The organism is Methyloparacoccus sp. NF-16 (genome assembly GCF_056880625.1).
Window position 1 is genome coordinate 1,134,995 of sequence record NZ_CP174130.1, and the last position, 20,153, is coordinate 1,155,147.

The 20,153-nt window shown below is 65.8% G+C and carries 29 protein-coding genes; 27 read left to right on the forward strand and 2 right to left on the reverse strand.

Going from position 1 to position 20,153, the window contains the following annotated elements; genetic code table 11:
* Positions 1–108 precede the first annotated feature (108 nt).
* Positions 109–309, forward strand: coding sequence for a 50S ribosomal protein L31 (gene rpmE / locus ACH5N8_RS05470; protein WP_460028212.1), 201 nt, complete (start codon positions 109–111; stop codon positions 307–309).
* 97 nt (positions 310–406) lie between these two features.
* Here the strand turns inward: rpmE and ACH5N8_RS05475 are convergent, their stop codons facing one another.
* Complete coding sequence (locus ACH5N8_RS05475; protein WP_483282817.1) at positions 407–2,821, reverse strand: penicillin-binding protein 1A; 2,415 nt, start codon at positions 2,819–2,821, stop codon at positions 407–409.
* A 211-nt stretch (positions 2,822–3,032) separates the two neighbouring features.
* On the opposite strand from ACH5N8_RS05475, the gene pilM reads away from it, so the two are divergent.
* From pilM to ACH5N8_RS05590, 23 genes are all read left to right on the forward strand, one after another.
* Positions 3,033–4,097, forward strand: a complete 1,065-nt coding sequence (pilM, locus tag ACH5N8_RS05480; protein ID WP_483282818.1) for a type IV pilus assembly protein PilM — start codon at positions 3,033–3,035, stop codon at positions 4,095–4,097.
* Positions 4,098–4,237: 140 nt separating this feature from the next.
* Complete coding sequence (locus ACH5N8_RS05485) at positions 4,238–4,837, forward strand: PilN domain-containing protein (protein ID WP_483282819.1); 600 nt, start codon at positions 4,238–4,240, stop codon at positions 4,835–4,837.
* Complete coding sequence (locus ACH5N8_RS05490) at positions 4,834–5,478, forward strand: type IV pilus inner membrane component PilO (RefSeq protein WP_483282820.1); 645 nt, start codon at positions 4,834–4,836, stop codon at positions 5,476–5,478. Before ACH5N8_RS05485 ends, ACH5N8_RS05490 begins: the two co-directional genes overlap by 4 nt.
* A gap of 108 nt (positions 5,479–5,586) precedes the next feature.
* On the forward strand, positions 5,587–6,012 hold the full coding sequence (locus ACH5N8_RS05495) for a pilus assembly protein PilP (protein ID WP_483282821.1): 426 nt from the start codon (positions 5,587–5,589) through the stop codon (positions 6,010–6,012).
* A gap of 160 nt (positions 6,013–6,172) precedes the next feature.
* Positions 6,173–7,441 (forward strand): tyrosine-type recombinase/integrase, encoded by a 1,269-nt coding sequence (locus ACH5N8_RS05500; protein ID WP_460028206.1) that lies wholly within the window; start codon positions 6,173–6,175, stop codon positions 7,439–7,441.
* A gap of 277 nt (positions 7,442–7,718) precedes the next feature.
* A complete protein-coding gene (locus tag ACH5N8_RS05505; RefSeq protein ID WP_460028205.1) occupies positions 7,719–8,036 on the forward strand; it encodes a helix-turn-helix transcriptional regulator in 318 nt (105 codons plus the stop codon).
* A 392-nt stretch (positions 8,037–8,428) separates the two neighbouring features.
* Positions 8,429–8,863 (forward strand): hypothetical protein, encoded by a 435-nt coding sequence (locus ACH5N8_RS05510; RefSeq protein ID WP_460028204.1) that lies wholly within the window; start codon positions 8,429–8,431, stop codon positions 8,861–8,863.
* On the forward strand, positions 8,853–9,329 hold the full coding sequence (locus ACH5N8_RS05515; protein ID WP_460028203.1) for a hypothetical protein: 477 nt from the start codon (positions 8,853–8,855) through the stop codon (positions 9,327–9,329). The genes ACH5N8_RS05510 and ACH5N8_RS05515 overlap by 11 nt, the downstream gene beginning before the upstream one ends.
* On the forward strand, positions 9,316–10,716 hold the full coding sequence (locus ACH5N8_RS05520) for an AAA family ATPase (RefSeq protein ID WP_460028202.1): 1,401 nt from the start codon (positions 9,316–9,318) through the stop codon (positions 10,714–10,716). Before ACH5N8_RS05515 ends, ACH5N8_RS05520 begins: the two co-directional genes overlap by 14 nt.
* Positions 10,713–11,240 (forward strand): hypothetical protein, encoded by a 528-nt coding sequence (locus tag ACH5N8_RS05525; RefSeq protein ID WP_460028201.1) that lies wholly within the window; start codon positions 10,713–10,715, stop codon positions 11,238–11,240. Before ACH5N8_RS05520 ends, ACH5N8_RS05525 begins: the two co-directional genes overlap by 4 nt.
* A 148-nt stretch (positions 11,241–11,388) precedes the next feature.
* Complete coding sequence (locus ACH5N8_RS05530; RefSeq protein ID WP_483282822.1) at positions 11,389–12,012, forward strand: phage replication initiation protein, NGO0469 family; 624 nt, start codon at positions 11,389–11,391, stop codon at positions 12,010–12,012.
* Between the two features lie 14 nt (positions 12,013–12,026).
* A complete protein-coding gene (locus ACH5N8_RS05535; RefSeq protein WP_460028199.1) occupies positions 12,027–12,752 on the forward strand; it encodes a 3'-5' exonuclease family protein in 726 nt (241 codons plus the stop codon).
* Positions 12,749–13,123, forward strand: coding sequence for a hypothetical protein (locus ACH5N8_RS05540; RefSeq protein ID WP_460028198.1), 375 nt, complete (start codon positions 12,749–12,751; stop codon positions 13,121–13,123). Before ACH5N8_RS05535 ends, ACH5N8_RS05540 begins: the two co-directional genes overlap by 4 nt.
* Positions 13,120–13,362 carry a hypothetical protein gene (locus ACH5N8_RS05545; protein WP_460028197.1) on the forward strand — a complete coding sequence of 81 codons (243 nt, stop codon included), beginning with the start codon at positions 13,120–13,122 and terminating at the stop codon, positions 13,360–13,362. Before ACH5N8_RS05540 ends, ACH5N8_RS05545 begins: the two co-directional genes overlap by 4 nt.
* Entirely contained in the window at positions 13,347–13,832 is a 486-nt protein-coding gene (locus ACH5N8_RS05550) for a RuvC family protein (RefSeq protein ID WP_460028196.1), read from the forward strand. The genes ACH5N8_RS05545 and ACH5N8_RS05550 overlap by 16 nt, the downstream gene beginning before the upstream one ends.
* Positions 13,826–13,999 (forward strand): hypothetical protein, encoded by a 174-nt coding sequence (locus ACH5N8_RS05555; RefSeq protein ID WP_460028195.1) that lies wholly within the window; start codon positions 13,826–13,828, stop codon positions 13,997–13,999. The genes ACH5N8_RS05550 and ACH5N8_RS05555 overlap by 7 nt, the downstream gene beginning before the upstream one ends.
* Positions 13,992–14,315, forward strand: coding sequence for a hypothetical protein (locus tag ACH5N8_RS05560; RefSeq protein WP_460028194.1), 324 nt, complete (start codon positions 13,992–13,994; stop codon positions 14,313–14,315). Before ACH5N8_RS05555 ends, ACH5N8_RS05560 begins: the two co-directional genes overlap by 8 nt.
* A 27-nt stretch (positions 14,316–14,342) precedes the next feature.
* Positions 14,343–14,801: a DUF5681 domain-containing protein gene (locus ACH5N8_RS05565; RefSeq protein ID WP_460028193.1), complete on the forward strand. Its 459-nt coding sequence runs from the start codon at positions 14,343–14,345 to the stop codon at positions 14,799–14,801.
* Positions 14,798–15,283, forward strand: coding sequence for a hypothetical protein (locus tag ACH5N8_RS05570; RefSeq protein WP_460028192.1), 486 nt, complete (start codon positions 14,798–14,800; stop codon positions 15,281–15,283). Before ACH5N8_RS05565 ends, ACH5N8_RS05570 begins: the two co-directional genes overlap by 4 nt.
* A complete protein-coding gene (locus ACH5N8_RS05575) occupies positions 15,280–15,519 on the forward strand; it encodes a hypothetical protein (protein ID WP_460028191.1) in 240 nt (79 codons plus the stop codon). Before ACH5N8_RS05570 ends, ACH5N8_RS05575 begins: the two co-directional genes overlap by 4 nt.
* A gap of 13 nt (positions 15,520–15,532) precedes the next feature.
* Entirely contained in the window at positions 15,533–16,249 is a 717-nt protein-coding gene (locus ACH5N8_RS05580) for a hypothetical protein (protein ID WP_460028190.1), read from the forward strand.
* Positions 16,234–16,479: a hypothetical protein gene (locus tag ACH5N8_RS05585; RefSeq protein ID WP_460028189.1), complete on the forward strand. Its 246-nt coding sequence runs from the start codon at positions 16,234–16,236 to the stop codon at positions 16,477–16,479. The genes ACH5N8_RS05580 and ACH5N8_RS05585 overlap by 16 nt, the downstream gene beginning before the upstream one ends.
* 81 nt (positions 16,480–16,560) lie before the next feature.
* Entirely contained in the window at positions 16,561–16,794 is a 234-nt protein-coding gene (locus tag ACH5N8_RS05590; RefSeq protein ID WP_460028188.1) for a hypothetical protein, read from the forward strand.
* Positions 16,795–16,865: 71 nt separating this feature from the next.
* Here the strand turns inward: ACH5N8_RS05590 and ACH5N8_RS05595 are convergent, their stop codons facing one another.
* Positions 16,866–18,062 (reverse strand): ATP-binding protein, encoded by a 1,197-nt coding sequence (locus tag ACH5N8_RS05595; protein ID WP_460028187.1) that lies wholly within the window; start codon positions 18,060–18,062, stop codon positions 16,866–16,868.
* Between the two features lie 99 nt (positions 18,063–18,161).
* Between ACH5N8_RS05595 and ACH5N8_RS05600 the strand changes: the two genes are divergently transcribed.
* Genes ACH5N8_RS05600 through ACH5N8_RS05610 form a run of 3 tightly spaced genes read left to right on the forward strand, consistent with a single transcriptional unit; the run spans position 18,162 to position 20,012 of the window.
* Positions 18,162–18,371 (forward strand): hypothetical protein, encoded by a 210-nt coding sequence (locus ACH5N8_RS05600; protein ID WP_460028186.1) that lies wholly within the window; start codon positions 18,162–18,164, stop codon positions 18,369–18,371.
* A gap of 16 nt (positions 18,372–18,387) precedes the next feature.
* Positions 18,388–19,194 (forward strand): WecB/TagA/CpsF family glycosyltransferase, encoded by an 807-nt coding sequence (locus ACH5N8_RS05605; RefSeq protein ID WP_483282823.1) that lies wholly within the window; start codon positions 18,388–18,390, stop codon positions 19,192–19,194.
* Positions 19,191–20,012: a polysaccharide deacetylase family protein gene (locus tag ACH5N8_RS05610; RefSeq protein WP_483282824.1), complete on the forward strand. Its 822-nt coding sequence runs from the start codon at positions 19,191–19,193 to the stop codon at positions 20,010–20,012. The genes ACH5N8_RS05605 and ACH5N8_RS05610 overlap by 4 nt, the downstream gene beginning before the upstream one ends.
* The last annotated feature ends 141 nt before the right edge of the window (positions 20,013–20,153 follow it).

A 20,153-nucleotide genomic window follows, 5' to 3' on the forward strand; every position in this document is an offset into this window, starting at 1 on the left:
AGGGGGGATCAGCGGCGGCTCAAGCTTGCGTCCGGCTTGCCATGCCTGTCGCTAGCAGGTAGGATGCCGGGTTTGTTTTTGTTGGCCAAGTTTCGCAGGAAAACACTCATGAAGCCGGATATCCATCCCAACTATGCGCCGCTGACCGTGAATTGCAGCTGCGGCAATACCTTTGAAACCCGCTCCACGCTCGGCAAGGATCTGCATGTGGAAGTGTGCGCGGCATGCCACCCATTCTATACGGGCAAGCAGCGCGTCGTCGACACGGCGGGTCGCGTCGACAAGTTCCGCCGCCGCTACAGCCGCTAGCGCCAGGCGCCGAATAGCGAAGCAAAAAACCCCCGCCCGACGGGGGTTTTTTGTGGGCGGATGAATTGCACCGCCGGCTCTTCCGGCGCGACCTTGTCTAGAACAGCGACTCGATCGCCCGTCCACGGGCGGGCGCCGGCTGCGGCTTGGGTTTGTTGCCGGCCTGGCCGGCGCGGGACTTGGCGCTGTCCCCGCCCTCGGAATCAACGAAGCGCTCGCCCTTGTTGCCGGAGTAATACTCGACGTCGGTCGATACGGTGCCGCGACGGTTGACCTTGACCTTCTTCGCATGGCCGCCCGCGGGTGCCGGGAACCTGTATTCCGGCACGCCTTCCAGCGCGACGCGCATGAACTTGATCCACATCGGCAGCGCCAGATCGCCACCCATGACGTTGTGCCCCAGCGATTTGTAGGTGTCGTAGCCGAACCAGGCGATGGTCACCAGGGCCGGGGTATAACCGTTGAACCAGGCATCGAAGGACTTGTTGGTGGTGCCGGTCTTGCCGGCGACATCGGTGCGTCCCAGCGCCAGTGCGCGCCGCGCCGTGCCCATGCGCACCACGTCCTGGAGCATGGAGTTCATCATGTAGTGCACCTTGGGCGAGAGCACCCGCCTGGCCATGGTCTGGGGCGGCGTCCGGGTTTCCTCGCATTCCGCGCAGGCCGTGGGCGGTGTCGCCTGGTAGACGGTCTTGCCACTGTCGCTGTCCACCCGCGAGATGAAATAGGGATCGACCCGGAAGCCACCGTTGGCGAATACCGAGTACATCTGGGCCATGCGCAGCGGGCTGGCGGAGCCGCTGCCCAGCGCCAGCGGCAACACCCGCGGCAGTTCGTCCTCCTCGAAGCCGAAGTCCTTGGCCAGCCGGATGACGTTGTCGATGCCGACCCTCTGCATCAGCCTGACGGCGACGACGTTGCGCGAATAGACCAGGGCCGTGCGCAGGGGCGTGGGGCCGTAATAGCGCCGCGAAGCGTTCATGGGCGTCCAGTTGCCGATGCGGATGGGGGCGTCGACGACCACGCTGGAAGGCGTCATGCCGGAGGCCAGTGCGGCCGAGTAGACCACCGGCTTGAAGCCCGAGCCGGGCTGGCGCTTGGACTGGATGGCGCGATTGAATTTGCTGTAGTGGAAGTCATAGCCGCCGGCCAGGGCCACGACCTGGCCATCCTTGGGCAGCACCGAGACCAGCGCAGCGCCGACTTCGGGAATCTGGGTCAGCCGCAGCCGGGTGCCATCGTTGCGCAGGCGGATGACATCGCCTGCGGCCAGGGGCTTGCTGCTGCCCTTGGGTTCGTGCTTGCGCCTGTGACCGTCGAGCCAGCGGTGGGCCCAGCTCAGTGCGCTGGCGCTCAGCTCCATCCGTTTGCCACCGCCCAGGTAAACCTCGGCGGCACCGTTCTTGAGCGTCAGGATCAGCGCCGGCTCGGTGTAGCCCAGCCTGCCGAAACGGGCCAGCTCCCTGTCCCAGTCCCCCTCGCTGGTGTGGCGCTCCAGGTCGATGTGCTCCTGGATGGGCCGGAAGCGGCGGCGTTCGTCGAAATGGTGCTGGCTGGCGCGCAGCGTATCCTCGGCCAGCGCCTGCAGGCGGGCATCGATGGTGGTCCGCACCTGGTAGCCGTCGTCGTAGGCGTTCTCGCCGTATTGCTCGTACATCTGGTTGCGCACGATCTCGGCGATGTAGGGCAGGTCGAGATCCACGCTGTGTCCCTTGAGCGCTGCCGTATTGGGGGAAACCAGCGCGTCGGCATACTCGCTCTGGCTGATGTGGCCCAGCGCCAGCATGCGATCCAGCACGTAATCACGGCGTACCATGGCCCGTTCCGGGTTGGCGATGGGATTGAAGGCCGAGGGCGCCTTCGGCAGTCCGGCGATGGTGGCGATCTCGGCCAGATCCAGTTCGTCGATCCGCTTGTTGTAGTAAATCTTGGCCGCCGCGCCGACGCCGTAGGCATGGTTGCCGAGATAGATCTTGTTCAGGTACAGCTCGAGAATCTTGTCCTTGGGCAGTTCGGACTCGATTTTCATCGCCAGCAGAATCTCCCTGATCTTGCGCAGGAAGGTCTTCTCGTTGCTGAGAAAGAAGTTGCGGGCGACCTGCATGGTGATGGTGCTGCCGCCCTGGCGCTTCTCCCCGGTGCTGAGAAAGGTGATCGAGGCCCGCAGCAATCCCTGGTAGTCGAACCCGGGATGTTCGTAGAAGCGGTAGTCCTCCGCGGCCAGGAAGGCCTGGCGCATCCGCTCGGGCATTTCCTCCAGTGTCAGCGGGTAGCGGACTTTCTCGCCGAACTGGCCGATCAGCACGCCATCACGGCTGTAGATCTTCATCGGGCTCTGGTAGCGGATGTCCTTGAGGGCATCCAGCTCCGGCAGCTGGGTCTGCAAATACAGGTAGAGCCCCAGCAGCAGCAGGCCGATGGTCATCATGCCGGCGGCGACGCCGAGCATCAGGCGGCCGAGCGATGCCAGGAAAGCGACGAAGCCCGAGCGGTGGGAGCCAGAGGTATCCAAGACGTGAGGTGATGAGCGCTGGTCAGCGGTGGCGTCCGTTCGGGTCGCGGCGGCTGCGCGGAGCCCCGGCGGGCAGGGATTGGGGAACGATTGCCGTCGGCGTGCCGGTGGAAAACTGCGGGTACTATACTACAGCCCCGATATCCGGGCTGTCAGCCGATCCGGGCCCTGCCGGGCCGGCAGTCCCGGCCACCGAACCATGTCGCGCGCCATGTTCCGATTCCCGCATACCCCGCCTCGCTACTTGGGGGTCGACATCAGCCCCAGCTCGGTCAAGGTGGTCGAACTGGCATGCGAAAACGAGCAGCTGATCCTCAAGGGCTATGCGATCGTGCCGGTGGCGCCCGCCGATCCCAAGGCCAAACCCAGGGAGGATGGCCGCCTGCAGCTGGCCGGCGGCGCCATCCGCAAGGCCATGCGGCAACTGGGGACCCGGTTGCCGCAGGCGGTCACCGCGGTGCCGACGTCGGCTGTCATCGCCAAGATTCTGACCTTTCCCGCCTCCCTGAACGAGGACGATATCGAGGCGCAGATCGAGCTGGAGGCCGAACAGTACATTCCCTATCCGCTGGAGGATGTCAGCCTGGATTTTTTCGTGGTCGGCCCTTCGGAGAAGCTTCCCGGTTCCGTGGACGTGCAGGTGGTGGCCTCGCGCAAGGAATATGTCGAGGATCGGGCCGCGGCGCTGGAGTGGGCGGGGCTCCGGGCGGCAGCGGTCGACGTCGAGTCGTTCGCCATGATGCGGGCCTGCGCGCGGCTGATGGCGCAGCAGAGCGGCGATCCGGACGAGGTGTATGCCATCAGCGATGCCGGCGACAACACCACCTCGCTGGTCGTCTTTCACCGCCAGCAAATGCTGTACACCCGCGAGCAGACGTTCGGCGGCCGCCAGCTGAGCGAGGAGATCCAGCGGCATTACGGCATACCGCGGGAGCAGGCCGAACGGGCCAGGCGCTATGGCGGCTTGCCGGATGATTATGAAACCGCCGTCTACCGGCCGTTCGTCGAGGCGCTGGGTCAGCAGATCAACCGTTCCCTGCACCTGTTCCGGGCGTCGCAGCCGCAGGTCAACCTCACCCGGCTCTACCTTGCCGGTGGTTGCGCGGCCGACGACGGCGTGCTGCAGGCCGTGGATGCCGGTCCCGAAACCGTGGTCCAGCGGCTCGATCCCTTCGAAGGCATGGTCATCAGTCCGCGGGCGGCCCGCCCCCATCTGGCGCGCGAGGCGCCGGCGCTGCTGGTGGCGACGGGGCTGGCGCTGCGCAGCTTTGCCTGAGCTGGCATGCCGGATCGCAGCACAAGGCCTTACCCACGCCGGGGCCGGATTTTGCGGACCCGGCGCCGGCGATGCCGCAGCCCTGGCCGCTGTGCCAGGGCCGGCAGGCCGAGGCGCATAGGCGGGAACCGGCGATGGGCATGATCAACCTCCTGCCCTGGCGCGAGGAGCGCCGCAAGCGGCGGCAACGCCAGTTTGGCATGGCCGCCGTCGCGGCCCTGCTCGCCACGGCCCTGCTGATGCTGCTGGTGCATGTGGGCATCGCCGGGCGCATCGAGCACCAGCGGGCGCGCAACCAGTTTCTCGGGGGCGAAATCGCGATACTGGAACGCAAGATCAAGGAAATCCTGGAGCTCGAGAAGAGCAAGAAAAACCTCATCGCCCGGATGGACGTGATTCAGAAACTGCAAGTCAGCCGGCCTGAGGCGGTCCACCTGTTCGACGAGCTCGCGCGCACGGTCCCGGAAGGCCTGCAGCTGCTCGACGTCACCCAGGCCGACCGGGTTCTGGCGATCAACGGCATCGCCCAGTCCAATGCGCGGGTCTCGGTCTACATGCGCAATCTCGACCTGTCGCCCTGGTTCGAGCAGCCCTCGCTGCTGGTGATCGAGTCGAAGCCCGGGGCCGCCGACAGGAAGGATCGGCAGATGAGCCGGTTTTCGCTGAAGGTCCGGCAGAGCGAGGAAAGGACCGCCGGGTCCGGCTCCGCGCCGGCCGCCAGTCCCGCGCCCAGGCCATGAATCTGTCCGAGATCAGCTGGGATCTGGAATATGCGGGCAGCTGGCCGCTGCCGGTCAAGGCCCTCGTCATCGTCATGCTCTGCGGAACGCTGATCGGCTTCTGGTATTACCTGGATACCGCCGACCAGCTTGCCCAGCTGGCCACCGAGGAAGCCAAGGAAACCGAGCTGCGCGCCAGCTTCGAACACAAGCAGCGCAAGGCGGCCAGCCTCGACGAATACCGCGAGCAGCTGGCGGAGATCGAGCGGACCTTCGGCGATCTCCTGCGGCAACTGCCGAACAAGACCCAGGTGCCGGAGTTGCTGGTCGATGTCTCCCAGACCGGCCTGGCCAGCGGCCTCGAATTCGAGCTGTTCAAGCCCGGCAGCGAGACGGTCAGGGATTTCTACGCCGAGTTGCCGATCGAGGTGCGCGTCCTGGGGCGCTACACCGATTTCGGCGCCTTCGTCAGCGGCCTGGCTTCCCTGCCGCGCATCGTGACCGTGCACAATGTGAAAATCTTGCCCAACGGCGGCAAGGAACCGGCCGGTCGGAACGAGCGATTCCCGCTGGTCATGACGGCGCTGGTGCGCACCTACCGCTATCTGGACGATGGCGAGATGGCGGCGGCCAGCAAACCGCGCCCGGCGCCGAAACGCTGAGGCGGCGCGCGCATGCGTCATTTCGCCAGGGCTGGAGGAGGCCATGCGCGGCGGTGGCTCTGCCTGGGCCTGGCCGGGTGCCTGCTGGCAGCGTGCGGCAGTGCGGACATGACCGACCTGCAGGCCTATGTGCAGGCGGTCAGGCAGCGGCCCAAGGCGCCCATCGAGCCGCTGCCCGACATCAAGGTCGTCGAGCCGTTCCTGTTCCGGCCCAATGCCGTCCGTGATCCGTTCGAGCCGGACGAGGTGCTCAAGGAGCCGGAGGAGGTGCAGGTCGAGACCGGCATCCGCCCCGACATGCTGCGGCCGCGCGAGGAACTGGAAAACTTCGAGCTGGATACCTTGCGCATGGTCGGCACCGTCCGGCAGTCCGGCGTCGTCTGGGCCCTGGTCGGCGCCAAGGACGGCACCATCCACCGGGTCCGGGTCGGCAACTACATCGGCAGGAATTACGGAAAGGTCGTGAACATTCTCGATAAGAAGGAAGAGTGGCGATTTTTCTTGTCTAGCCCTGACCCATTCACCTACCGGTAACCCCCGTCATTCGGGGGTTTGTTGTTTTTTCCTGTTGCACTTCGTCCCGTGATTGCCCAAGATTCGTGTGTACCACCTTGCGTACCACTGGGCCGTAAGGTCTCGGTGGTACAGCAATTTCCTTTGCAAACGTGTACCACCAGACCGATGGGGGGCTGACATGCCGACAATGACAGACAGGGCGATCCAGTCGTGGATCAGGAAAGGGGAGCGGTTTGAGGGCAGGGCGGATGGCGGCGGGCTATACCTGTCCTATCGCGAGAACTTCAAAACACCCGTCTGGCGGTTCCGCTACCGGCTGGCGGGCAAGGCCCGTGTGATGGTGCTGGGCAGCTATGCGGACCTGCCCCTGGCAGAGGCCAGGAGGCTGGCGAAGAGCCTGCGGGCCAAGGTGGCCCTGGGCCACGACCCTGCGCTTGAGAAGCAGGATCGGATTCGGGAGGTGGTGGCGCGGCACAGCGCCTTGACGGTCAACCAACTGGCGGACGATTTCTACAACCTCAGAGTCAAAGACCGACTGAAGCGCCCGGACCTGATTCGTAACCTGCTGGAGCGTGACATACGCCCCTGCCTGGGCAATCTGCGACTGGACGAGGTAAAGCCCCGCCACATTGACAGGATGCTGCGGGCCATCGCGGGCCGAGGCGCACCGACCACGGCAAACGATGTACTGAGCTTGACCAAGCGCCTGTTCGCCTTCGCGGTTGTCCGCCAGATGATCGAGTCCAACCCGGCGATTGCGTTCGAGGTGTCGGACGCTGGCGGGAAGGAAAAGCCGAGGGACCGCGCCCTGTCACGGCCCGAGATCGTCAAGTTCCTCGACGCCCTGCAAACGACCACCGAGCAGAACCGGCTGACCTTCAAGCTGCTGCTGATGCTGGGGGTACGCAAGCAGGAGCTGGCGGCGGCCAGAGTGCGCGAGTTCGACCTTGAGGCAGGGGTCTGGCGGCTGCCCGTGGATCGATCCAAGACGGCGGCCGCGATTGAGATTCCGCTACCTGGACCGGCTGTCGAGATGATCCGGGAGCTGATCCGGCTGGGGTGCTCAAGTCACTACCTCTTGCCCGCCAGGAAGTCACAACACCGGATGCTGCCGCACATCAGCGAGTCCACCCTGAACGTGGCATTGACCGACATCAGAGCCCACCTGCCGGACGTACCGCACTTCACGGTGCATGACCTGCGCCGGACCTGCCGCACCCAGCTGGCGGCCCTGGGCATCGCGCCCCACGTGGCGGAGCGTTGCCTGAATCACAAGCTCAAGGGCATGGAGGGCGTCTACGACGCCCACGACTATTTCGAGGAACGCCGCGATGCCCTGAACCAGTGGGCGGCCCTGCTGGGGGCCCTGGAGCGTGGCGAGGACTGGAACGTGACCCCGCTGCGGCAGGCGGGGCGGCACATGCAAGCCGTTGATAAAGAGCCGTAATATGCCGGGATTAGGCGAAACGGATCAAAATAAACTTGCTTTTTCCGGTCGGTCGGAGCCAGAATTTTTGGGGTCGAGGCGCATTACGTCAGCGGCATTGCTTCAGCGCGATGCTTTCGGTCCCAGCCGGGAAATCCTCCTCCTGGTGCGCCGGCCCACTGAGGCATGGGACATGCGGTAGCCAGCCGGCTGCGACGGCGGACAAACGAGGCCCAGGCGATGCCTGAGCTTCACCTCGACTGTGGCTCGGGCATCGCTCCAAACGGAGCCGACGATCATGCCCGAGCAAACCACCACCCTTCACATCCCCCGCCGCCGCGGCCGTCCGCGCAAGGCCACGCCCTCCGAGCCCGTGGACGCCAGGCCGCCCATACTGCCGACCGAGCTCGTCGAGTTTGACAAGCTTCCGGCCTCTGCCTTTGTCCGTGAACCGATTGTTCGTTGGTTGTACGGGAACATCGGCAGATCGACTCTCTGGCGTCATGTAGCGACCAATCAAATTCCACGGCCGTCAAAGATCGGCCAGAACGTCACCGCCTGGCAGGTTGGTGAGCTGCGGGCCGCGCTGGCGGAGGTGGCAAATGCGCCGCGGTAAGCCAGCACCGGGCCAGAAAGCCAGCCGGACGCTTCGGCGGCGCAAGCGCAAGTGGTCGCGGGGGGGGCATGAGCACCGCCACCCATAAGCCGGGCGCCGCTATCATGCCGGCCGGTATAAAAAACTCTGACTTTTCGCGCCAGCGCCAGCGGGTAGACTTCGACCCGTCCCAGTTCGCAAACTGGGCAGGGCGTAGCAACCCTGTGAGTCAAGGCGCATCAAGCGCCATATCGAAGGCGCTTTTTCATGCCCGTCGTTCCTCTATGGCGGCTGGCGTGGGGCATCCTTCGGGATGGCCGGACCTTGGCCCGGTTTGCTACCCCCACGCCAGTCCGCCACCCAATGCCGTAGCAAGCATCGTGGCGGATTCCTCAACAGCCAAGGAGTCCATCATGTCTCACGACACCCCCACGGGCGCAATCCGCGCCGCCAACCCCGCCAACCCCCATCACATCGCCGCCGAGTTCATGGCCGTCTCTGGCCTGGACAAAGCCGGCGACGAGATCACGATCACCAGGGACGACCTGAACGAGATGCTGCGCCAGGTCGCGGCGCAGGCCCTGGCCATTGGCAAAGCCCAGGCCGGGGCTGCCCCCTCTTGCGAAACCCTGCACCGCATCGTGGTCGATTGCCGGCGTGCGGAAATGCTCGTGCGTGCCATCGTCCGGATCGCCGATGCTGCCGGCGAGATCGACGACCTTGATGACGCGATTTCCGCACTGCTGGAGATCGAACACGTGGCCGGCGTGGCCGTTGATTCCGCGTCCTATGCTTGCGGTGCTGCCGGCGAACTTCTGTGCCGCGCCGGGGGCGTCTATGGCGAGTGAACCTATCGACCGCCTGCTGAATCGCCTGGACCGCGTGAAGCCGACCGGCCCGGGCACCTGGCTGGCGAGCTGCCCCACCGCCGCCCACCAGCATGGCGACCGTTCCCGTGGCCTGTCCATTCGCGAAGGAGACGACAGACGGGTGTTGGTCCACTGTTTCAGCGGCTGCAGCGCTGCCGAGGTAGTGGGTGCGCTGGGCCTTGAGCTGGCCGACCTGTTTCCCGACCGCGCCATCACCTATCCGCATCAATCGCCGCGTGGCGGGCTGATCGGCCGCGGACGTGTGCCGCGCGTTCCCTGGCGGGACTTCTTCGAGGGCATCGAGCACGACCTGCGGGCCTGTTCGCTGGCCTTCGGCGACCTGGCAGCGGGCGTGGTCTTCAGTCCGGCGGACGCCACCAGCATTGCCAAACTGGCGAGCCACCTGGCCGACGAAATCGCGGAGGTGCGCCATGCCGGGCATTGACGATTACCGGGCGCGAGCGGGCGAGCAGCTGTCCGGCGAGCTGCCGGCGGTGGATCTGATCTGCGGCGCGACCGTCACGCCGGAGCCCATTGAGTGGCTATGGTTCGAGTGGCTGGCGGCCGGCAAGCTGGAGATCCTCGCTGGGCCGCCCGGCACCGGCAAGACCACCATCGCTGCCGCACTGTGCGCCACGTTGTCCTCTGGCGGACGCTGGCCGGATGGCACCCGGGCGGAGGCTGGCAACGCGTTGATATGGTCGGGCGAGGATGACCCCAAGGACACCCTCGCACCCCGCCTGCTGGCCTGTGGGGCCGACATGCGTCGCATCTACTTCGTAGGCGATGTGCGGGACGGCGACGAGGAACTTGCCTTCGATCCGGCCCGGCACATGGACGCGCTGACCCGGGCGGCGACCAAGATTGGTGGGGTGAAGCTGCTGATCGTGGATCCCATCGTGTCGGCCATCGCGGGCGACTCACACAAGAATGCGGAAGTGAGGCGCGGCCTGCAGCCCCTGGTGACGCTGGCGGCCAAGCTCAACTGCGCCGTGCTCGGCATCAGCCATTTCACCAAGGGCACCAGCGGCCGCGATCCGGTGGAACGGTTCAACGGCAGCATCGCTTTCGGTGCCTTGGCACGCGTCACGTTCGTGGGCGTGAAGATGCCGGCCCACGATCAGGGCGGCGGCTCGCGGCTGTTCTGCCGCGCGAAGAGCAACATTGGGCCGGACTCCGGTGGCTTCCGCTACGACCTGGAACAAGTCGAGCTGGAGCACCATGCCGGGGTGTTCGCCTCGCGGCTGGTCTGGGGGGAGGCGGTCGATGGCACTGCCAGGGAGCTGCTGGTCAGGGCCGAGGCGCTGCCGCCGGAGGAGGACAACGGCGACGACGAGCCGGAAGCGCCTGAGTGCGCCATCTGGCTGCGGGACTTTCTCGCCAGCGGACCCAAGACCGCCAAGGAGGTGTTCGCCGCCGGTCGTGATGACGGTTACAGCAAGGACCAGATCAAGCGGGCGAAAGCCAGGCTCGGGGTCACTTCGGGCAAGCACGCCTTCAATGGCCCCTGGGCATGGGCGATGCCCGAAGGATCGTTCAACAACCCGGCCGATGACAGCGACGAAGGGAGCGCCAGCTACCAAGGCCAAAATGGGGTGCGCCCTTCGCACCCTTCGCTGAAACCCACGGCTGGCGAGGCCTCCAGCGAGCGCACCCTTCGCGATCTTGACGCCACCCCGCTCCCTTCGACGGAGGCCACGGGTGACGCGGCTTCCAGCGTTTCCGGATTGCGAAGGGAGCGAAGAGAGCGCTTTTCTCAGGATGTTCGGAAAATCGTCCCCTTCGCGCCAAAACCGGGCGCTCCCTTTGCTGATGAGGGGGTGATCGAGTGACCCCCGCAGAGCGCATCCGGGCCGCCGGCTTCGACCTCCGGGTCGAGGCTGGCCGGCTGGTGGTCTCGCCCTTCTCGAAGCTGAGCCGGCTCCACCGCAGCTACCTGACCCAGTACCGGGATGAGATCGTGGCGGAGCTGCTGGCCGCCGGCCCCGCTGCGAACGCCCCGCAAGCCCTGCCGCCGGAGCTGGTCAGCGCCGCCCTGGCGGTCTGCCGCCTTTACGGCGACTCAGAGACCAGCCAGGAGGCGATGCTGGCCGACCTGGCCGAGCATCCGCCCGGGCACTGGCCGGCGCTCACGGAGCATTTCCGGGCCAAACTCACCCCAGTCGCCTGTACCAGTTGCCGGCACGCAAGGCCGCACCCGCATCCCGCGGCCCTGTCCTGCGCGACGGGCGTCGATGCCGGCAACGCGGTCGGCGGCTGGTGGGCCACCGATCAGCACCTTTGCCCGTGGCGGCCGCGGGAGGCTACCGGTTCGGGTCCCGCTCCAGGTCCACCGGGACCCCCTTTTTCGGAATAGCGCTTGCGAATAGCGCCATTATCTGCCAGCAATCCCTTATAATATCCACTCAACCTATCCAAGCAGGTGTCACACCCATGAATACCGTAACCAGACCGTCCAATATCATCATGCTTTATCTGTTTCAGCGATTTAAGGAGTTTCCGTTATGGGCCTCTCAGTTTCCGATTCCGGCGGTTCTTTTGAACTGCCTCCCGCTGGCGTTCATGTTGCCCGCTGCTACCGCCTGATCGATCTCGGTACGCAGACCTCCAACTGGCAGGGAAAAGAAACCCGCCAACCGAAAATCTCCCTCGCCTGGGAACTGTTGGGCGACGAACGCACGTCCGACGGCCGGCCCTTTTCCATCACCCGCCGCCTCACGGCCAGCCTTGGCGAAAAGGCCACGCTACGCGCCCTGCTCAAGAGCTGGCGCGGGCGCGACTTCACCGCCGAGGAGCTCAAACTCTTCGATCTCAAGACGGTCGTCGGCGTGTATGGTCTCGCGAACGTGGTTCACGAGACCCGCGACGGTAATACCTATGCGAATCTCGCCAGCCTGATGCCTTTGCCAAGAGGCATGCCCAAACCGGAAGCGGTCAACGGCATTCAGGTATTCGATCTGTCCAATCCGGACAATAATGTCTGGGAACAGCTTTCCCAGAAAATGCAGGAAACCATTCTCGAATCCCCCGAGGGCAAAGCTTGGTTCAACGGCCATCCCGCCGCACCTGACCCCACGACAGAACCAGTGGGGGCCGGGGTGGATTTCGATGATGAGATTCCGTTTTGAGGGGGGTGGATCAGATGCGCATCTTCATTGACGTGGAAACCATGCCGACGCGCGATCCCGCAGTCATCGCGGAGATTCGGGCGAACATCAAACCGCCGGCAAACTACTCGAAACCTGAATCCATCGCGCAATGGATGGAGACCAAGGGCGAGGAGGCCGCGGCGGAGGCCATCGGCAGGACTGCCCTCCAGCCGGAGCTGGGCGAGCTGATCGCCGTCGGCATCGCCGTCGAGGATGACCCGGTCCAGGTGCTGGTTCGCGATCCGTCAGAGGCCACCGACGCCGGCCTGTTGCGGGCGGCCATCGGCTACATCAACGACGCGCTGGAGGATGCCGGCCTGGAAAGCCCGACCGACGGGGAGCGCATGTTCCGGCCGGACCCGTGGTGGATCGCCCACAACGCGGCGTTCGACCTGGCCTGGCTGTGGAAGCGGGCGGTAATCCACGGACTCTCGCTGCCCTTCAAGTTGCCGAGCCCGACCGAGGCGCGGCACGGCAAGACCCACTACTGCACGATGGAAGCATGGGCAGGGTACCGGGACCGCATCTCGCTGGATCGGCTCTGCCGCACCCTGGGCATCCCGTCGCCGAAGGCGGGCGAGATCAGCGGCACAAACGCCTGGCAGTTCTGGGAGCGCGGGGAGATCGAGGCTGTCCAGGCCTACTGTGCTGGCGACGTTGAGGCGGCGCGCGCCGTGTATCACCGGCTGTTCTCCGTCAACAGCGGGGTGGCGGCATGAGTACGACCATCGCGACCATCCTCGACACCGGGCGGTTCAGCGACCGGGATCTGGCCCTCACGGAATTTGTCGGACCCGCCGGGCGGATGCTCCAGCTGACGCAGGGTCTCGGCACCGAGCTGGGGCCAGATGAACCCGGCTTCGTGCAGCTGAGCCTCGTTGACGCCTATCAGCTGATCGCGGCACTGGCCGGGTGGCTCAAGAGCGAGTCGAGCCGACGCGCCGATGTGTTGGCCGAGCTGCTGGCCCAGCACGAGGCGCTGCGCAAGACGTGGGTGCGGGACGCGGTCGAGTGCCAGCGGTTCATCGATGAGCTGGCCGTCCTGGGCGTTCCCGTCCGGTTGCTGGACACGGTCCGGGAGGACGCATGAGCAACTTCGAGATTGCCGAGGTGGCCGTGTGCCAGACGCCGGACGGGGCCACCTTCCCGATTCGCAAGGACGCGGAGCGCCACCTGGTGCGGCTGGCGATCGACCATCGCATCGACCGCTACCTGGCCCGGCTTGAGGTCGGCGACAGAGGCAAGTCCCGAGCTGGGGCCTGCCTGCGTCGCTTCCTGCTGTGGGAGTCCGGCCTGGACGAGGAGGTGCCGCCATGTCGCGAAACCTGACATTGGGCATCGACCCCGGCTTGCACGGCGCGGTGGCCATCATCGAGGGGCGGGAGGTCCGGCTTCTCGATGACCTGCCCACCGTCCAGTTCAGCACTGCCCGGATCAAGCATCGCATCGACGCGGCCAGCCTGGCCGAGCTGCTGGCGCCGTTCGCGGACGCCGTGCGGATGGCGGTCATCGAGAAGGTGGCTGCACGCCCAGGAGAGGCCCCCTCCGGGGCGTTCTCGTTCGGGTACACCTCCGGTGCCATCGCGGGCGTGCTGGGCGCTCTGCGCGTTCCGGTGACGACAGTGGCCCCGGCTGTCTGGAAACGGGCAATGGGGCTGGGGGCCGACAAGGACCTGAGCAGGGCACGTGCCCTTGAGCTGTTCCCCGCCGTGGCCGACCGGCTGGCCCGCAAGAAGGACCATGACCGGGCCGAGGCCTTGCTGCTGGCGGCCTGGGGCGGGAGGGACGCGTCATGCTGACAAGGCTGCTGCGCAGTCTGTGGCTGGCGCCGCCCGGCTGGAAGCTGGTGCCGAAAACCCCGACGCTGGCGATGATCCAGGCCGGCCATGAGGCCGCTCGTGGTGGCGTGGTCTGTGTCTGGAAGGCGATGGTCGACGCCGCCCGGGACGGAGATTTTCATGCCTGACATCACAAAGTTCGAGGCGGCCATGCAGCGGTACGCGGCGCTGGCCGAAGCCGGGCAGGGCGATACCCGCGAGGCCGGGCAGGCGCTCAATGAGGCCTTCGACCATGCGCCCGCCTGGTTCATTGAAGGGGCCAAGCGCAGGCTGGCCGAGGCGGGCCTCAAGGTACCTGAACCTTGCGGACTGGACTCGGCCGGCCGGCCGGTCTACGCGGTCACGGACATCGCGGCGGCCATGGGCGTCGAGCTGGCCTCGGTGGTCGGGTTTATGGACGGACTGGGCATTGAGCCGGCAACAATGGCGACACGGGTCCAGTAGGGAATTCTGAAATAAGCAGGAGGCGACATGAGCGATCACGAACCCCGCAGCCCAGGCCAGTGGAAGCCCGGCCAGAGCGGCAATCCAAAAGGCCGGCCGCCCGGCTCGCCCGACAAGCGGGGCAAGTTCCGGCGGGCAATCCAGGAGCACGGCGACGAACTGGTCAAAATCGTCCTGAGGTCCGCCCTGGCAGGCGATCCCCAGGCGCTGAAGCTTTGCCTCGAGCGGATCGCGCCGCCGCTTCGGCCGTCCGCCGAGCCCATCCACGTTGACATCCCCACACACGCCACGGCCCATGAGCAGGCCGCGGCGGTGCTGGGCGCCATCGCCAGAGGGGAGGTTGATCCGGTCAACGGCAAGCTGCTGGTGGACATCATCGGCACGGTCTCCACCCTCTCCGAACTCCCGGCCATCCTGGCTCGACTGGATGCCCTGGAGAGTCGGGGGCACATCATCGAACACGCATCAGGAGATTCTGATTCATGAAAAAGTACCTGAACCACGTTCAGCAGTGCCTGGCCTACGCGGGCCTGGCGGTGCTGGACTGCCAAACGATCTACGAACTTGAGCCCTGGAGCTGGCCGCACAGGGTGTCGGCCACGCTGGATTCCGTCCATCCGCTGAAACTGGCGCACGCCCTGATCGCCTGCCTGCCGGGGCTCCACTTCATCGAGTGCGACCTGGCCGGCCGGCGGGTGCTGGTGGCGGCCAGAAGCCTCCTCAGCATCGAGGACCGGCTGGAGACGCTGACCGGTCACCGTCCTGCCGCGATCAAGGAGGTGAAGCCGACCACCGCCGCTTTCCTGGAACAGACCCGGGTGCCGGAGGTGAAGCAGCCGCTGGAGCTCGAATTCCCGCCGGACTTTGATCCAGAGGCCTTCGCGGCGGCCATCCCGCGGCACGATTGTCCCCGGCGGGTGCAGATGACCGCGAAGCTGCGCCGCTGGCACGAGCTGAACCCCGCGTGAGCAGCACCCGGCTGGCGACGGTCCGGCGGCGGCTGGATGGCCTGGAATGGCTGGCGGGCATGAAGGGGCGGCAACACGTTGCGGTGATCTTCGTCGACCCGGAAGGTGCGCTACCCACCTCGGCCAGCGCTGACCGGGCGTATTCGCGGCAGCCTGAGGAAGGCGAGCAGGCCTTTATCGGCCGCGTCATGGCATCCCTCCCGCAGGGCTGGCGCGGCTTTGTTTTTATCGAATAATCAGGAGAACCCTATGGGCATCGAGCTGGAACACTACCTCAGCGCCACCGAGCGGGCCGCGCTGGAGGATGACGAGGTTGGAGCGGGTACAGCCACCGGCAGCCCAACCCATGACGCCGAGCCGGTCATTGTGGAGGAAATCGAGAACGCCACGCTTTTGCGGCTGGCCGAGTCGACCGCCACGCCGGCGGTACTGGGACAGGCCATCACGGAGCTGGTCGCGGCCAAGGACGCTCTGGAGTCGGCCTACGAGGCGGGCGACAGCGAGCTGACCTATGCCGAGCACCGCGCCAAGCTGCGCGAGATCGATGCGGCGCTGCTGGACCTGAACGCCGAGCGGGCCGAGGCCGGCCTGGTGCACAGGATGGCCGGCGAGGCGCGGCAGAAGGATTGGCGGCGGCAGATCGAGGAAACGCGGCGCGAAGCCGGGCGGCTGGGGCTTGATCTCAAGCCGGGCAGCGAGCTGGAGGCCCAGTGGGACCGGGCTGTGAAATATCTGGGGGCGGACCCAGCCAACAACCATCGCGATGCCGCGTGGTTCCTGAGAGAGGCGCTGAACATGGTGGCCGCCAGGCACGGCAAGCATCCCGCCACCCGGGACGACCATCGGCCCGGCGCGGGATCCCGGGGCGCTGCTCCGGCGGACCTGGAGGGGCTTAAGGGCCTGGCGCTGGAACAGGCGCTGGCGCGGATGAGCCCCGAGCAGGCCGACCAGTGGCTGAACAGCTGATGGCCCGGGCCATGCGGGACGAGGAGACCTACAGCGCCGCCATGGCCGCCCTGGAGCAATTGCGGCAGGCTGGCCGGGGGCAATCCAGGCAGGCGGCTTTCCTGCTCATGACGGCGGCGGAACATGCCACCCCGGAGCAGGCGCGCGCGATCCTTGCCCGGAAGCAGCCGCAGCCAAGCGCCACAACAGACGCCAATGGCCAGCGCGATTACCGCGCCCTGTGGCGGTAGCCCACACCCGGCAACCTGCCCGGAACCCCGGTCGGCGCCCGCCACCGGGGTTTTTTACTGACCTCTGCATGGATACCGCGCATGGCAACATCCTCCCTTGATCCCGTCCTGGTCGGCAACCCACGCCCCCTGCTGGCGCTCTGGACCGCCGTGCTGCACCGCGCCCTGCTGGACTACCGGGCCGGCGGGAAGGAGCGGGAGAAGGTCGCGTGGTGGCTTACCACCCGCGACTTCTTGGCGGTCTGCGAGCTGGCGGGATTCGAGCCTGATGGCGTCAGGCGGGCATTCAGCGTGGGGCGCGTACCGCAAGACTGAAAACCTCGGGGGTAAAGCTCCAGCGGGTGAGCTTGGGCGGCTTTCTCAAATCTGGCCGACATCGCGCAGGTTCACCAATTTGAACTCCCATCCCCAGACCCAGCCTGCGGCGCGGGGCCTGGTACTCGCATCGCCTTTTGCTGTCGCCATGCTTGCCGGACGAAAGGGTCCGCCACGACGTAAACGCCATAAGACGGGCGCACGATCACATCCGCCGCGATCATGCGATCGACCATGTTCTGAACTTGCGGCGTGTCAACCGGCATGCCGATCTGCTCTGAGTAACTGTTGATGGCGTCCGTGGAAAACAGTTTGGACTCACCATCCTCTTTACCGGAAGCAATCCGGTCAAAGATGGCTGAGGCCAAGTCACCCAGTGCCTCGATGGTCGCGATTTCCACCTCTGCGGCCGTTGACGCCAGGGTTGAGCAAATGATGGGGAAAGCTACGTCGGGCGCCTCTGGTCGTGATTGCAACAGGACTAGCGCGCGCTGCAACTCCTCGGGGCGCTGGCCAACCGCCAGGAATCCCTCAACCATCACGTCCTGGGATGGGAGCTTGATGCCCTCGCTCTGCTCCAGTTGCGCCCTTTTCCAGCGGACAAAGTCCGAGCCTAAAGGCTCATACCCGGTGGATACCGCACCCGCGAACGGCTTGGACCGGCGGGTGGCCATGTCTGCCACCAGCGACTTGTGCGAGCCGGTACCCAGCACCAGCAGGTAGCCTGGCGTGCCTGGGCGGGTGTTCACGGCGTCACGGGCCGCCTTCAATGCAAACAGCAGGTTGCTCCCGTCCTCGCCAGCCAGCGCGTGCTGCACCTCGTCAATGATCAGCACTACGTCGGTCTTTACCTTGTCCACCAGCTCGGTAAGCACATCCCCCAATGTGGCACCACCGGGCTTGCCCACGGCATCCAGCTGAAATCCAAAGGAAAGGCCCGCCGCGCCGATGCTCATGCCCTTGAATCGCTCCCATAACCCGGTGCCGGGCGTCGTCAACGTCGACAGCGTTGCCTTGACGGCTTCATGCACGAGCGAGGCAGAGCTTTTGCTGCGATCTGCCCAAAGGTCTACGTAGATCACCAAGGCACCCATCGACTCCAGCGCCGGAATCAAGTCCTGCCGAAGAAACGTGGTTTTCCCGATGCGGCGGATGCCAGACAGAAACACCCCGGATCGCACCTGCATCTGCAATGCGCTGGGCTTCAACAGCTGCTGAGCCATGTCAGCGGCGTACTGGGGGCGGTGGAAAACGGCCTCAGGCGTCATGATGTATCCTTTCTTATCTGTATCGGATAATTATCAGCTTTGGATAACTTACAGTAAACACATGGTGGCCTTGACCCCGCCCCACACCAGGACAAGTCCATGACGATTTCGAACGCACCGCGCCGCCGAGGTTTAATATCCGCCAAGGAGAAAGCCCGGCGCGAGCGGGCAGCGCTACGGTTAAAAGAGCGGCTCTCATCCGTGCCCTTCTACGCGCAGAGGGCGGCTAGATGCCGGGCGCGTGGCGGGGAGGAAGCGGAGATGCTCTACTGGCGGCAGCTGCACGGCAGCGCGGTGCTGAGCGACTAGATGGTGATCTGGGCAAATGTGCTCCGACAAAATTGAATTGCAGCCCTCGCTCAACGGCGGGCTTCATAGGCAGCACCGGCAATTGCCGGTGTTCGGTGTCCCGATTCGTGACGTCACCCTGGAAGAGGCGCTGGCCCTGCTCGAGGGCATGATCGATGCCCGGCCCGCCCGCACGCACTGCGTCTACTTCGCCAATGCGCACACGCTCAATCTGGCCTGCGACATCCCTGGGTACCGCGAGGTGCTGGGAAGCGCCGATCATGTGTTCGGGGATGGCACCGGGGTTCGCTGGGCCATGCGCGCCCTGCATCGCCAGCGGTTGCGGGACAACGTCAACGGGACCGACCTGATACCCCGGCTGTTACGTTCACAGCCCGGTGCGGGCCGGCGAGTCTACCTGCTCGGCAACCGGCCCGACCGGATCGGACGTGCGGCCGGCTACGTGCGCCGGCATTTCCCCGCCTGGACGCTGGCGGGCTATCACCACGGCTTCATCGATGCGGTCGAGAGCGCCCGCGTCGTCGAAGCGATCAATGCCGCAGCGCCGCATGTGCTGCTGGTCGGCATGGGCAATCCCGTGCAGGAACTGTGGCTGCACCAGCATCGGCACCAGCTGCGCGTTCCGGTCTGCCTGGGGGTCGGTGGCCTGTTCGACTACTGGTCCGGCGACCTTGTGCGCGCCCCCGCATGGATGCGCGCGCTGGGACATGAGTGGGTGAACATCCTGATCCGGCAACCGCACAAGGCGCGACGCTACCTGCTGGGCAATCCCCGGTTCCTGCTGCGCCTCGCCCGGGCCAAGCGGCGAGGAACCCCCGGATGAGCATCGGCCGCACCCGCTGGATCATCAAGAAAACCGCCCGATGCGGCATGGCCCTCGGCGCTTGCCTGGCACGCCCGCGGCACGCCTCCGGCGAGGCGGTGGTCCGGGCGCTGACCTATCATGGCGTCGGCGACTCGTTTCGCGACCCCTGGTGTGTCGCGCCCTCGGTCTTCGAGGCCCAGATGCGGTTCCTTGCCGAACACCAGCTCGCGGTCTCGCTGGACGATGTGCTTCGTGTTGTCCGGGGCGACGTCGCACTCAAACAGGATTCGGTGCTGGTGACCCTGGATGACGGGTTGCGCAGCGTCCGTACCGTCGCCGCCCCGATCATGCAGCGGTACGGCATTCCGGGCATCGCCTTCATCACCACCGCGCTGGTCGAGAGCGAAGGCTATCTCGGCTGGCAACAGGTCCGTGAATTGCGCGACCTCGGCCTTGTCATCGGCTCCCATGCCCATACCCATCGCTCGTTGGGGCGAATATCACCGGAGGCGGCGTGGCAGGAAGCCGTGTGCTCCAAACAGCTGCTGGAGCAGCAGCTCGGGCAGGCCATCAACAGCTTTGCCTACCCGTTCGGCATGCGTTTCGACGAGAACCCCACGACCGCCCGGCTTCTGGCCACGGCCGGTTACACCAGCGTGTTCATTGCCCAGCATGGCGTCATCCGGCCCGGCAGCGATCGATTGCGCCTGCCGCGGGTGAAGGTCGAGGGCGGCGATCCCGGGTGGCTGTTCCCCCGCCTGTGCGCGGGTGCGATGGATGGCTGGCGATACGTCGATGGCACCCTGTGGCGTCTCCAGCGGCCCCGAGCCGGATAGGCACAAGGGCTGACTACACCGACATCCGTCCCATCCACCGACGGTGGATAACGGGGCGTCACCCCCAAGAATGGCCACACTTCGATTTTGTGTGTACCACGTCTTGTACCACCAAATCGAAAAAAGCCCTGTAGGGCCTTA